The organism is Lacibacter sp. MH-610 (genome assembly GCF_045780045.1).
Taxonomy (GTDB): Bacteria; Bacteroidota; Bacteroidia; order Chitinophagales; family Chitinophagaceae; genus Lacibacter.
Genome location: NZ_CP116002.1, coordinates 1,752,882 through 1,766,153, shown reverse-complemented (window position 1 = coordinate 1,766,153; position 13,272 = coordinate 1,752,882). Strand labels below are relative to the sequence as shown.

General features: G+C 38.7%; 17 protein-coding genes. 2 read left to right on the top strand and 15 right to left on the bottom strand.

Annotated features, from left to right (window positions below):
* Positions 1 to 111: 111 nt before the first annotated feature.
* From PDL71_RS08080 to PDL71_RS08065, 4 genes are all read right to left on the bottom strand, one after another.
* Complete coding sequence (locus PDL71_RS08080) at positions 112 to 432, bottom strand: DUF1330 domain-containing protein (RefSeq protein WP_407527825.1); 321 nt, start codon at positions 430 to 432, stop codon at positions 112 to 114.
* An 83-nt stretch (positions 433 to 515) separates the two neighbouring features.
* On the bottom strand, positions 516 to 1,580 hold the full coding sequence (locus PDL71_RS08075; RefSeq protein WP_407527822.1) for a flavin reductase family protein: 1,065 nt from the start codon (positions 1,578 to 1,580) through the stop codon (positions 516 to 518).
* Between the two features lie 71 nt (positions 1,581 to 1,651).
* Entirely contained in the window at positions 1,652 to 2,125 is a 474-nt protein-coding gene (locus PDL71_RS08070; RefSeq protein WP_407527819.1) for a VOC family protein, read from the bottom strand.
* An 11-nt stretch (positions 2,126 to 2,136) separates the two neighbouring features.
* A complete protein-coding gene (locus PDL71_RS08065; protein ID WP_407527816.1) occupies positions 2,137 to 2,604 on the bottom strand; it encodes a DoxX family protein in 468 nt (155 codons plus the stop codon).
* A gap of 235 nt (positions 2,605 to 2,839) precedes the next feature.
* Here PDL71_RS08065 and PDL71_RS08060 point away from each other — a divergent pair, with 235 nt between their 5' ends.
* Positions 2,840 to 3,478: a hypothetical protein gene (locus tag PDL71_RS08060; protein WP_407527813.1), complete on the top strand. Its 639-nt coding sequence runs from the start codon at positions 2,840 to 2,842 to the stop codon at positions 3,476 to 3,478.
* On the opposite strand, the gene PDL71_RS08055 is transcribed toward PDL71_RS08060, so the two are convergent.
* The gene (locus PDL71_RS08055; RefSeq protein WP_407527810.1) at positions 3,471 to 4,079 is read right to left on the bottom strand and encodes a Crp/Fnr family transcriptional regulator; all 609 of its coding nucleotides are present in this window, start codon (positions 4,077 to 4,079) and stop codon (positions 3,471 to 3,473) included. The genes PDL71_RS08060 and PDL71_RS08055 overlap by 8 nt on opposite strands.
* A gap of 125 nt (positions 4,080 to 4,204) precedes the next feature.
* Between PDL71_RS08055 and PDL71_RS08050 the strand changes: the two genes are divergently transcribed.
* Positions 4,205 to 5,092, top strand: coding sequence for a carbohydrate kinase family protein (locus PDL71_RS08050; RefSeq protein ID WP_407527807.1), 888 nt, complete (start codon positions 4,205 to 4,207; stop codon positions 5,090 to 5,092).
* A gap of 281 nt (positions 5,093 to 5,373) precedes the next feature.
* On the opposite strand, the gene PDL71_RS08045 is transcribed toward PDL71_RS08050, so the two are convergent.
* The 10 genes from PDL71_RS08045 to PDL71_RS08000 all read right to left on the bottom strand — a co-directional run bounded on the left by PDL71_RS08045 (position 5,374) and on the right by PDL71_RS08000 (position 13,264).
* A complete protein-coding gene (locus PDL71_RS08045) occupies positions 5,374 to 6,000 on the bottom strand; it encodes an isochorismatase family protein (RefSeq protein WP_407527804.1) in 627 nt (208 codons plus the stop codon).
* A 158-nt stretch (positions 6,001 to 6,158) separates the two neighbouring features.
* The gene (locus PDL71_RS08040; protein WP_407527801.1) at positions 6,159 to 6,737 is read right to left on the bottom strand and encodes a Crp/Fnr family transcriptional regulator; all 579 of its coding nucleotides are present in this window, start codon (positions 6,735 to 6,737) and stop codon (positions 6,159 to 6,161) included.
* A 123-nt stretch (positions 6,738 to 6,860) separates the two neighbouring features.
* A complete protein-coding gene (locus PDL71_RS08035) occupies positions 6,861 to 7,415 on the bottom strand; it encodes an outer membrane beta-barrel protein (protein ID WP_407527799.1) in 555 nt (184 codons plus the stop codon).
* A gap of 117 nt (positions 7,416 to 7,532) precedes the next feature.
* A complete protein-coding gene (locus PDL71_RS08030; RefSeq protein WP_407527796.1) occupies positions 7,533 to 7,961 on the bottom strand; it encodes a carboxymuconolactone decarboxylase family protein in 429 nt (142 codons plus the stop codon).
* A gap of 3 nt (positions 7,962 to 7,964) precedes the next feature.
* Positions 7,965 to 8,414 (bottom strand): DoxX family protein, encoded by a 450-nt coding sequence (locus PDL71_RS08025; RefSeq protein WP_407527794.1) that lies wholly within the window; start codon positions 8,412 to 8,414, stop codon positions 7,965 to 7,967.
* A 31-nt stretch (positions 8,415 to 8,445) separates the two neighbouring features.
* The gene (locus PDL71_RS08020) at positions 8,446 to 9,399 is read right to left on the bottom strand and encodes a DMT family transporter (protein ID WP_407527791.1); all 954 of its coding nucleotides are present in this window, start codon (positions 9,397 to 9,399) and stop codon (positions 8,446 to 8,448) included.
* Between the two features lies 1 nt (position 9,400).
* On the bottom strand, positions 9,401 to 9,634 hold the full coding sequence (locus tag PDL71_RS08015; RefSeq protein WP_407527788.1) for a hypothetical protein: 234 nt from the start codon (positions 9,632 to 9,634) through the stop codon (positions 9,401 to 9,403).
* A gap of 245 nt (positions 9,635 to 9,879) precedes the next feature.
* On the bottom strand, positions 9,880 to 11,292 hold the full coding sequence (locus tag PDL71_RS08010; protein ID WP_407527785.1) for an MFS transporter: 1,413 nt from the start codon (positions 11,290 to 11,292) through the stop codon (positions 9,880 to 9,882).
* A 165-nt stretch (positions 11,293 to 11,457) separates the two neighbouring features.
* Entirely contained in the window at positions 11,458 to 11,925 is a 468-nt protein-coding gene (locus tag PDL71_RS08005) for a hypothetical protein (protein WP_407527783.1), read from the bottom strand.
* Entirely contained in the window at positions 11,918 to 13,264 is a 1,347-nt protein-coding gene (locus PDL71_RS08000; RefSeq protein WP_407527780.1) for a TolC family protein, read from the bottom strand. The genes PDL71_RS08005 and PDL71_RS08000 overlap by 8 nt, the downstream gene beginning before the upstream one ends.
* Positions 13,265 to 13,272: the final 8 nt, after the last annotated feature.

Below are 13,272 nucleotides of genomic sequence, written 5' to 3'. Positions count from 1 at the left end.
CCGGGCACATAATAAAAGCAGAAGGTGATTCGTTTACGAATCACCTTCTGCTTTTAAAATCTGGTAGAACTTAATTTTTTGAAACCGATTAACTTTTCAGTTCGGATAAAATCATAATCCTTCAAATATAATTCCTTCAAAATGACCGGAGGACTTCCGGAGGTTTTTCAACGCACGGTACTCATCTGAATCGTACCAGCGGTTAGCTTCTTCATAACTCGGAAATTCAATCATTACAAGGTGTGTTGGCTCCCAACTGCCCTCCACTACCCTAATCCTGTTACTGGCTACGAGATACTTTCCGCCAAAAGCTGACACAACCGGAAAAACTTTTTCTTTGTACTCTTCCAGTTTTGCGGTGTCATTAATTTCAATGTTATCAAACAGGCAATACGCTTTACCTGCAACCTGAGATTGTGTTTCTGTTTTCATTGTATATTTTATTTTGTTTTTATAAAATCATTTTTTCACTTTCAGGAGTTGTTGCTAATACAGGAATTCCATTCAGGACTCTTTCAGATTGCCGCTACTGTTTCAACTGTAACATGGCTGTTTAAAGGATGACTTTGGCAAAGAAGAATATAACCTTCATTCACTTGTTCTCCGGTTAATACATAGTTCTGCCGCATATACACATCACCGCTTAACAACTTGGCCATGCAAACACCACAAGCTCCGTTTTTGCAGGAATACTGTATTGGCACATGATCTTCCAGCGCTGTTTCAAGTATGGTTTTACCGGGCGCTACTTCCAACAGATTTGTTTGATCATAATGATGAAGTAATACTTCCATAACACTATCAGGAAGTTTGGAGGCACTTTCATCCGTTACAGGTACAAAACTTTCTTTATGAAATTGAGTTGATGGAATTCCCAATTGCTCTGTTACTTCTTCTGCCAGTTTTAATAATCCCCCGGGACCACAGGCAAAATAGTCGGCATCCAAATACGCATCACCTGTATATTGTTTAATAACTTTCTTTAACCTGATACGACTGATTCTACCGTCAACTACTTCATTCCATCTTGCTGTACTGTAGGTGCCGGGTTGTGTAAACACCTGTACAATTTTTAACCGATGAGAAAAAGATTGCAGCATATACGCCAGTGCATCAGCAAAAATTACATCAGCCTCTGTTTTATTAGAATTGACTAATAACACATTTCCAGCAGAGGTAGTAAGTACATGTTTTAAGATGGAATAAAGCGGTGTAATTCCACTGCCTCCTGCTACTAAAACAATCCATGGCTTTTGTTCGATAGCTTCAGTAAGATGAAATAAACCATGCGGACCTTCAACTTCCCACACATCAATTTCTTCTGCATGACTTACGATATAATTACTCATTACACCGCCCTCCACAGCCTTTACAGTAATGGCCGGATGCTTACTATGTTCCGGTGCACTGCTTAATGAATAAGAGCGTGTAACTTTTTCACCATTAATCGGCAAAGTGATATTTACAAACTGTCCGGCTTTAAAAACAAGGTCATCTCCCTTTGTATTAAATATAATGGTTACAGTTTGTGCTGTTTCCCTGATGATGCAGGCAGTTGTCCAGAAAAAATGCTGTTTCACTTTTTTTGAACAAATCTATCTCCACAATAAAGCATTTCCGTTACATTATTACAGGTGTGATGTATAAAATTTTAAACCCCTGCTGAACCACTTTTCCCTTGAAGATGTATCCATTCTTCATATGCAAGAACGCCCAGGTGAGGCTTCGCTTCACCATCGATAATACTTATAAACTCAAGGATATTACCATCAGGATCGTCAAAGTAAATTGCCACAGCCGGCATCCAGGCAAACACCATGGGTCTTTCAGTTCCATCTTTCAAAAAATTATAGGATTGGATTTGTTTTGAATGAAGAAATGCTACTGACTCCTTCAGAATCCATTCACTTTCACATTGAAATGCAAAATGCCGGGGAACTACCTCCTTAGCCGGTTTCTCCCAAAGTCCCAGCATAAATTTCTGTGGAGCCCCTACCCAAAAAAAAGCGATCCTTCTTTGCTCATCGTAATGACAGGGTGTTAAGCCCGGCAACTGCTTGTAAAATTCTACAGACTGCTCAAGATTTTTTACATCCACATGTGTTTCAAACAAACCAGTAATCATATGAAAATGTGTTACGCAGATTGCTTAAGTAATGATTTAGACATAAAGTAATCAAAAGAAAACCTTCCGGAACCGTTCAGCATCAAAAGTACGGCAAGCCCCATCACCAGCAGATGATATTCAAAACCTTCCCCTTTTTGATTACCGGCCCAGTTCATAAAAAAACCATAATCAGCATGTGCAGTTACAATCATTCCAAAAAACATGATAATGTAAGCAAATGCCATAAGTCTTGCTCCTGCACCGGCCAGGATCAACAAAGCACCGATTGACTGTAACATAATTACAAGAAAAGCTACAATCCACGGAAGTCCTGCTGCACCGGTAAAATAACTCATGCTTCCGCTAAATCCATACCCACCAAACCAGCCCAGCAATAATTGCAAACCATGTGGTAAAATAACAAGACCTAATGTAAGACGTAAAATCAATCCACTAATATGATTGTTAGTGAAGAGAATTGTTTTTGAAAGTTTCATAATCCGTTTTTTTGATTGCAAAAATCAGTTCGGGTCTATCATAAAAAAATAATCTGGTTTAAGTTCTTTGCTTTTAGCTGCTCCATTTTTGATTTGAAGATTGATAATCTTAAACCAGTTTATTTTTTATGCTTCACGGCGTCTTCAATTTTGTTGCGAAAAGTTGATACCCTGTTATGAATAATTGAGAGAGCTCTTTTTAATACAGAAACTAAAACAGCTTTTTATTATAATTATGAGAGTATTAATAATTCTGGCAGTAGTATCGTTACTGTCAATTGCCGCAAAAACACAACCTGTACTATTTGAAGGAATGGCCGGCAATGAATACTTGTTTTATCAGCATCTTATCGTAAAGAAATTTTCGCCTGAATCTCCATTTGGCATGATGCATATTGCCAATGTAAGCCGTCTTTATCAAACGGATGTTACCAAAGGCGGCCGTCCGAATGAGATTATGAACCAGGCTTACCTCACTACTAATCTCAGTAAATCATTCACATTACTTACAGGGATGTTTTACACCAATGTTACCGGCATACGGTTAGCTGCAGGCGTTCAATATGCACTCCCTTTTAAAAATGGTTTATGGGTTACAGTACCAAGAGTGGATATTAAAGATCGGGGTGCTGTAGAAATCATGAGTATGCTCGAGCTGCAGCCACCGGTTTCTGACAAAACAAAACTTTATATCAGGTTACAGGCTATGAGCAATTACGGACCCTTCCACCATAACCGCAGCTATCAACGATTCCGGTTTGGAGTAACGATTAATAAAACACAAATTGGTGTAGGTGTGAACCTCAATGAATATGGAAGAGCCTCAAAGACACATGTGAACACAGGTATCTTTGTAAGAAAAGAAATTATTTAGGAGCTTTTCGTTGTTCCCGTTGCCTGAGCAGTATTCTTTTTTTAATGGTACTTAAAAACTCCGGGGAAATACCAATGTAGGAAGCAATATGCTTGGCTGATACCTGCTGATTCATTTGTGGATATGCTTCGGCAAAAGCTATATAACGTTGCTCCGCATCCATACTTAACGCCTGTAATGTACGCTTATGGAATGAAGCATAAGCTCGTTGAATCAACAATCGAAAGAAACGTTCCATCTTCGGTACTTTTTCATACAACATCTGCAGATCATCATAGGAAAAAGATAGTGTGGTGGTTTTTTCCAGCGCCTCTGTGTACATGGTTGCGGGTGTTTGTGTAATAAAGCTGGGAAAATCGCCTACCCACCAGTTTGGAATACCTAATTGCACCACATGTTCATAGCCCTGGGGATCTATAAAATATACCCTGGCACTCCCCTCTACAATAAAATTAGTAAAGCGGTTTACTTCTCCTTCTGCGTTGATATAATCACCCCTTTTGAATTTTCGTTCAGAAATGTATGGCAGTATTTCCTGCTCTTCCTCTGCAGTAAGATTGATATAGTTCCTGAAATTGGATAAGAGCAGTTCTGTATTCATATACTAAAAATAAGAAAAGCAGTTGCTTTTAAAAGTATATTTTATAAGAATTCTATACAGCCTTCCGGTTGATTACACAAGGAAATAAAAGATATTTGCAAATTATTTTTTAATTGAATCATTATATGAATCACCATATTGCCATTATCGGCGGAACAACTTTTGATCATATTGTTTACCTCCCCGGTTTTCCTCAACCCATACCACAAACCATTCATAAAGCTCCCTTTAATGAAGGAGTGGGAAGTACGGGTAGCGGCAAAGCATTGGCACTAACCAAATTAGAGATACCTAATACTTTATACTCTGTTATTGGCAATGATCATTTTGGCGAACAGATAAAATCCTTTTTAACAGCACAGGGTGTGGAAACTTTATTTGACACAGACCCTGCAGGAACCGAACGCCATATTAATATTATGGATGCAAATGGCGGAAGAATATCCATATTCATTACTCAATCGTCAGAAATTATTGAGCACAACACAACTGCCATTGAGCAATTGCTTGAACGTTCCACCCTGATTGTACTGAATATTATTTCTTATTGCCGGCATTTGATTCCGCTACTAAAAAAACATAATAAACCGGTGTGGACTGACTTGCATGACTACGATGGGAAAAATATGTATCATGAAGACTTTATTGATGCAGCTCAATACATCCACCTAAGCTCTGATAATTTACCAGACTACAAAACAATTATGCAGCAATTGATGAACAGGGGTAAAGAATTAGTGATTTGCACCCACGGGAAGCAAGGTGCCAGCCTGCTCACTAAAAACGGCGAATGGCTGGAGCAGCCTGCTTTACAAAATGTTCCGATTACAGATAGTAATGGCGCCGGTGATAGTTTCTTTTCCGGTTTCCTGTATGCCTATCTCCAAAACTACTCACTACAAAAATGTTTGCAATATGGAGCGGTGTGCGGAGCTATGGCAGTTACTTCTCCTACCTTGGTGTTTGAAAGTTTATCCCCGGGATTTATTGATAACAAAATAAAAGAATTATAATTTTTTAAATAAAATGATTAGTTGGTAATAGCTGTAATGATTCAATAAGCCTTTCTTAATTCATCAGCAGTATAACTTTCAATTACAGTACCGACATAACTCTTCCCCACGACTGCAATAGCAACTATTTTGATGTAAGGATATTACTCCCGTTATTCAGTAAAACAATAGTATAATCCTGATTCGAGTTAAGCCAAAATTAAATTTAACGTAAAAAAGCCGGGAAGAATCCCGGCTTTTCATCAACCAAAACTACTCATGAAAACTAAACAACTACGTCTTTACTTTTTATTGAGCAACGCATGGAATGTATATCTCCAGGGAGAACCATCCAACGCTGCATAAACCTCATTTGCCACAGGTCTTGCATTATCATAAATCATTTGACAAAATGCTGTGTAAGATGAGCTGATAACCACTCCGCCCTGCTTCAGATATTCCCATGCTGAACGATCCAGCAAGTCGTTATACGTACCGGCAAGATCCATCATGGCATGTACATCATAACCTTCAGCAGTTAAGGATACCGCAGGAAATGCAAGACATACATTGGTAGTTACAGCGCCGATCAGGATTTTTTTACGGCCTGTTGCTTCAATTGCTTTTCTTACTTCGGGATCGTCCCAGGCATTAATGATACTGCGGCTGATAACTTTTACCTCCGGTACAATGGCGGTAACATCGGGAATAAAGGGCCCCCAGATATTGGGTGTCACCTCCGTTAAAATAACCGGTATACCTAATACTTTAGCTGCTTTTACAGCACCCACAAGACTATCTCTTAACAAATGCGGGTCAGTAGTACCAACACCGGCCATTAAACCTGACTGATGATCTACCAATAACAATACAGAGTTTTCCGGTGTAACAGGATCTGCTACTTTCTGAAATATTGATTTCTGTTCCATTCTTTTTATTTTTTAAACTTTAATTAAATCGTCAACACTTTAAAGATTGCAATCTGTTTTTTTTGACGATGTAAAATTGCTCAGAAATAAAAAGGTGTACAATGAAACAGTTTAAGATTTTTACTTAACCAAGATTAAGAAAATAAAATACCATCGAATTATTTATGTGCGCTTACTTTACTGAGAAATTCAGGAGTTATACCAAGATAAGATGCAATCATATAACGTGGCACCCGTTGCTCCAGTTGAGGATATCGCTTCTGAAAATTGCGGTACCGTTCTAACGCCGGTAAAGAAAAATTCTGTTGAATACGGTCATAATTATTAATGATGGCATTCCTGTAAATAAGCATAAAATATTTATGCAGTTTTGGTAAATCCATCAGCAATGCATCTAACGCCTGGCGGGTGATGCATATCACTTCACTATCTTCGAGCGCTTCTATAAACTGACGAGAAGGAACGTTGTTTGTAAAACTATTCAGATCAGTAATCCAGTAATCTTCCATAGCAAAACGCAACAGGTACTCCTTGCCTTTATCATCTACATAATAGGCACGGAAACACCCTTTCACCACAAAATTTTCACTTCGGCAGTGCTCACCTTCTGATACAAGAAAATGACGCTTTCTGATTTTTCTTGTAGTTAAATATCCTGCTATAAGTTGCTCATCTTCTTCCTGCAGCGGCACATAAGCAGATATGTGGCGGAAAATGTTTGAATATAACTCACTCATAAACGAATCATGATTTAAAGATTTTGGCAACAATTGTGTTGGTAAATTACGAAATTATCAGCGTGCATATAAAACAGATAGCCTCCGAAGAGGCTATTTTATCAAATTATGAGGTTGGAATATTTATTTTGAATTAAAGGCATAGGCAACACGCAAACCAAGGAAATTGGCCTGGCTGCCATTATCATAGAATTTGGAATTGCTCTCAAAACGGATGCCTGCATCCAGGTAATTTCTTTTACCCAAAGGAATGAGATAACCTACTTGAGGTGCATATACAAAAGAGGCAGATTTATCAGCCTGGTTCTTGTCTTTGCTGGTAAGAAAAGATACACCAGCTTCACCCTGAAGATAAAAATTCTTAGCAGGGAAATACTTTAAACCTGCTTTTACAGGAATCATCTGTACATCACCTTTAACACCACTCTCAGTAAAGAAATTATTATAGCCGGTATTAGCTGTAATAAACAATACTCTTTTGGCTACATTAAAATCAGCCTGGATAGAACCGCCAAGGTTCCATTGTGCAGGGGTATTAAATTTGCCCACAGGAACTCCTGCCTCAGCACCAAAGCTCCAACGTACACCTTTGGCTGCGGTTTTCTTTGACTGAGCGTTTGCTCCCATGGTTAAAATAATCATTGCAATTGCTGTTGTAATCGTAAATAACTGTTTCATTGTTCTTAATTTTTAAATGTTACTCATAATTTGACGTTCATCTGTTTTTTTTACACTTTTCAAATATTTCTGATAAGCCTATTGTAACACAGCCAGAGAAAGCCGGGCAAAAAGGCATTATAAATCTGTAGTTATAGCTATTCTGTTCCAGGCATTAATGGTTACGATTGTCATAATCAATTGTGCCAGGTACTTTTCCCCAAATAATTCTTTTGCTTTGGTCAGCAGCTTTGCCGGTATCCGTTCCTGGTGAATGAGCGTCATTCTTTCCGTGAGTGCAAGAATTACTTTCTCCTCCCCGGAAAATAAATCTGACACCCGCCAAACTGCCAGCATGTGTAGCCTTTGTTCATCCTCCCCTATTTTTTTGGCTTCCTTTATATGCATATCGAGGCAAAATGAACATCCATTCAGTTGAGAGACTCGTATCCTTATCAATTCCTTATGAATTGCAGAAACAGGGGTTTCTGTTACATATTTTTCCAGCGTCAGCATCGCTTTAAGAGCTGCCGGTTCAGTTTCATTTAAATTTATTCTTTCGTTCATATATCAATGTTTAATTGCAGCAATCTGTCTGTCTATTGAAAATTTTCCGGCTACGTTAACTAAAGAAATGACAGCTAAAGCGATGATGGCGATGTGATACTCATAACCTTCACCACCTGCTGTTCCGCTCCAGTTCATAAATAATCCATGAGGCATATGCACCATTAAAACAGCACCGAGCATGAGAGGAATCATCACAAACGACCAGAACCTTGTAGCAAAACCTGCAATTAAAGAAACAGCACCTACAAACTCTGCAACAATTACCAGGAAAGCAATTAGAGAAGGGATGTGCATGGTTTGGGTTAACCATCCCATTGTTCCGTTATAACCGTACCCACCAAATAGTCCGAATGTTTTTTGCAAACCATGTGGCAGCATTAATAAACCAAGTATAACTCTTGCAATCAAACCCGTCCAATGGTTATCCGTATAAAATATTTTCTTCTTCATTATTTTACTTTTATGATTATGACTTTTGTCTTTACGAAACTTTCTTAGAAACTACGGTTAATAAAGGCGATACATCTTTTGCACTTGAAACAATGCCCGGTACTTTTACCATAGTACGTGCTGATTTATTAGCCGAGCGGATTACCAAAGTGAGTCCGGTGATTATAAAAATCAATCCGATCAATAATCCGATTGTAACCGGTTCGCTCAAGAAAACAGCTGACCATAGAATTCCAAAAAAAGGAACCAGTATTGTTACCATTGAAGTATTTACGGATCCCATACTGCTCACCAGCTTAAAATAAATGATGAAGGCCAGTGCAGTACAAACAATTCCCAGGATAAGAAGCGGAGTAAATACAGGCAAGGAGAACGTTTGAGTATTACTTCCGGCAAACAAAAACGGCAGTACTAAAGCAGCAGCACCGATCATTTGACCGGAGGCAGTTTGCATCGGTTTGCTTCCTGTAAATTTTATGCGTGTAAATACATTTGCAACACCGTAACTTACCGCTGCAAGAATGGAAGCTGCTATTGCAATCATTGCTTTTCCATTAACAGCAACAGGGTTCCATCCCACCAGTATTACAATTCCGGCAATACCCAAAAGCAAACCGGTAATTTTTGCAACACTAAGTTTTTCTTTCAACCATATTCGTGCAATCAGTAATGTAAACAAAGGTGTAGTTGCATTTAAAACAGAACCCATTGAAGCGTTTAACTGCATTACAGAAAATACTACCAGCAGATTGGGCAATACCATATTTAAAGCGCCCAATAAAATATATTGCCACCAATATTTTTTAAAAGAAGGAAATTGCCCGTAAACTAATGACAACACAGAAAGGAATAAAGCAGCAATAAGCACCCTTGTACCCATTGTTAATGAAACACCGATAACCGGCGCTACCATTCTGATAAAAAGGTATGAACTGCCCCAGATAGCAGCTAAGACCAGCATATTGAAAATGTCTCTTGGTTTCATATTAATAGATTGAATAAATTCTTTCAATACTTTTTGCTTCAAACCCTGCTTGCTGTATCGTAGCTCTTATCTCAGGCTCATTCAAAGCTCCGGGCGAAAAGACAGTTAAAAGACCATCAGCGCTTTCTAAATCCAATTGCCAGTTAGAAGAACCAATAAGTTGATTTAAAAGCAAGGCAACTTTTCCGGCGGCTGATTCATTTCTAATTTCAGTTTTATATGTAATGAGTTCCATAACGATGAATTTGTAAGTCAAAATTGAATTCATTAGAAGCGATGAACAATAAACTATCTTAAGATTTCAGCTTAATCCTGATTAATTTTTTACCGGGTAAGCATCGATTCATTCACAACATAAAAGTACCATTGGCTTCACCTGGTGTTGTTATACTATAAACTATGAGTTGTATATTTTATACCTGTTATAAATAAAAAAGCCCTGCGTTATAATGCAGGGCTTTGAAACAAAACTTGTATCAACTATTTTGAATGTTTGATTTTAAACACAGCAATCAATACACTAACAGCTCCTATTACAGCAGCACTGATGAATGCGGTTTGAAATCCATTGTTTAATGCTTCTGTTTCATTTACGCCGGCAGTAATTCCTGATTTTGTTACAGCTGCAGCAATTACTGCAATAACAGCTAGGCCAATAGCTGAGCCAATCTGGTAACTGGTATTAACAATACCTGAAGCAAGACCTGTTTCTTCCGGCTTGGCGCCTGACATGGAAGCCATCGTTCCGGGAATATATGCCAGCGACATTCCTAATGCACCTAATAAAGATGCAGGTAATACATTGAGCAGATAGGTTCCGTTTGAAGGAACGATGCTGAACAGTATTAAAGAAAGTGTAAGTGAAATTAAACCTGCAACAAGATTTTTCTTAAAACCGAATTTAGCAACCAGTTTACCTGTAAGACCAACCATTACAATCATAATAACAATCGTCATGGGCAATAAAGCTAATCCACTGTTAAAGGCATTGAGTTGCAAAATCTGCTGCAGATAAAGATTCAGAAAAAACCAAAGCGGTATCCATGCAGCAGCCATTAATGCCATTACAATATTACCTGCTGTAAGATTGGGTACTTTAAAAATCTGCAAGGGTAATAAAGGTTCTTTGGCTTTCTTTTGCGTATTAATAAATATGATAAGCAAAAGAACAGCTACAGCAAGCAAACCAAGTGTTTGTGCAGAAAGCCATCCTGCAGCTTCTGCAGTTACAATGGCATAAACGAACAGAATTAAAGAGGATGTGGCGAGTATTGCACCTGTCCAATCAACCCGGCCCAATGCTTTGCGGCCTGCAACAAGATATTGTTTACTGAAAGCTAAAACAACCAATGCAATTGGAATATTAATGTAAAACACCCAGCGCCAATCCAGCCACTCTGTAATGACACCTCCAAGAAACACACCGGCAGATCCACCTGCAGCAGCAGAGGCGCCCCAAAAACCAAATGCTTTTCCTAATTCCTGCGGATCAGTGAATGTGGTCATGAGTAAAGTCATGGCCGCAGGTGCAATCAAGGCAGAGCCTAAGCCCTGTACCGCACGACTGATATTTAATACTTCAGGTGACCAGGCTGCTCCCGCAAAAAAAGAAGCAATAGCCAGGAAACCAAAACCCCACATAAAAATTTTACGGGCTCCAAACAGATCCGATAAACGGCCACCTAATAATAAGATACCGCCAAAAAGAATAACATACGCATTAAAGATCCATTGCAAACCACTTTGCGTAAATCCTAATTCACTTTTAATGGCGGGTAAGGCTACACCAATGATAGATGTATCCATAATTACCATGAACTGTGCAGTACAGAGCAATGCAAGCGCTGTCCACCTTTTTTCATTTTTTACGATTGAATGATTTATTGTTTGCATACTTAATATTTTATACGAAAGTAGCTTTCGCAAAGGGCGGCTGCTTTATACTAAACAGGATAGCTTGTATATAATTTCAACAGTCAACACCTTACTGCCATATTAAATAACAAACAGGCGCCTTGTATGGCGCCTGTTCAACTCCAAGATCAATGTTTTGATTGATCAGTTTTTCATATTGAATTCTTTGATCCAGTTCATAGCTGCATCCGGGTCTGTAAAATAATGCTCATGCGGCTTACTGAACCTGGTTTCATAATCCTGCATCTTATCAGCATTATGATGCACATTCGCCATTGCTACACATTGTATTCCTCTTATATTTCTCAGCTCAACGGTTGCTTCCGGAAACATATCCAGGTAGCCGATACGATAACCATAATCAGCCAGTAATAAAGGAATGATGCTGCGGTACTCTTTATGCACCTCTGTACTTTCAGCTTCAAATCCATGCAGATCAACCAGCATTTTAAAGGAAGTATGTTCAGGGATATTTTTGAAAACCGCATCTAATGATTCTTTCCATTGCTGTACATGATTGGAATTAACTTTACCGGATAATTTTGTTACCACCAGTTGTTCCGCCTGATACCATTGTGTGGTTGCTGTAGTTTCCATATTGATTTTATTCATTTATGAGTTTTAAATTGCCCATCGCTTTCTGTAAATCCATCATTACTAACCTGATGGAATACTGCAGGCGGGTATCTTCCAATCTTGCTTTGGTTAAAACCAATTCAGCATCTGCCAGTTCCAATCGGTTACCCAGCCCGGCCCTGTAACGTTCATACACCATCTGGTAACTGATCCATGCCGCATCAACATTCTGCTTTTGTATGGACCATTGCTTTAATTCATCCTGCAACTTTACAGTTAAGGAAGCAATTACAGTTGCTACTTTTGTTGTGAGATCTGTCAAGGCCAGTTCCTGTTGTTTTACTGAAAAAGAAACAGCGGCTGACTGGTACTTCATACGGTTACCTGAATAGATAGGTACATTAAAACGCAAACCGGCAAAAGATGTACGGGGCAATCCATAATACTTAAAGCGATAATCATCTGCCTGTGATTGAACCTGGTATTGAGCAAACACCTGGAGTTGTGGTTTATACATTGCCCTGATGCGCTCCAACTGCAGTTTACTTTGTGCTATCTGTAATTGAGCAATGTGAATATCAGGACGATTATTACCGGCTATTTCCATGGCAGATGATGAAATAATCTGATGCGCATGATGCTCCTCAATCATTAACGAATCACTCAGCATCAATGAGGTTGATAATTCAACACCCATTAATTGCTTCATTTGCATAAGCGCTATCTGCACCTGGTTTTCCAGCGAAGAAACAGACAGTTTGATATTCTGAACCGCAATAAAATGACTGAGCGTATCTGTTTTTAAATTTTTTCCCTGCAAAAACAAATTTCGTGCATCGGTTAAAGCTCTTTCATTTCGTAAAAGACTTTGCTGCAACACCTGCTTTTGCTGTTCATAAAACAAAACGGTATAATACAACTGAGATACTTCAAATGCCAATTGCTCTTCCAGCATTTTTTTATTCTGCACTTCTGTCCGCTGTTGCAACTGTACATTTTTTACCTGGTTTTTTGCTGATGGATTGGTAAGTCCGTAAACAGCTGTAACATTTGCATCAAAGGACAGTCTTCCGCCAAACTTGATATCGTTTGCCTTTGGTGTTGCATTTTCATCCCTTAAATAAATTACCGGGCGCTCCGCAAAAAACAGGTAACTGCTGTTAAAATGAACAGAAGGAAGTAAAAAACTTTTTGCCTCTTTCACTAATTCTTCAGAACGTTTCAGCTCCAGCGTACGTATCTGTAATTGCCGGTTACCGGCGGCTGTAGTTTGCAGCACATCTTTTAAACTCATGGGCTGCACCTGCGCAAAGCTTACAGAAGATGACACTGCCGGTAACAGCAGCATCAGACTTCTTAATACTATTTTTTTCATAAAACTAT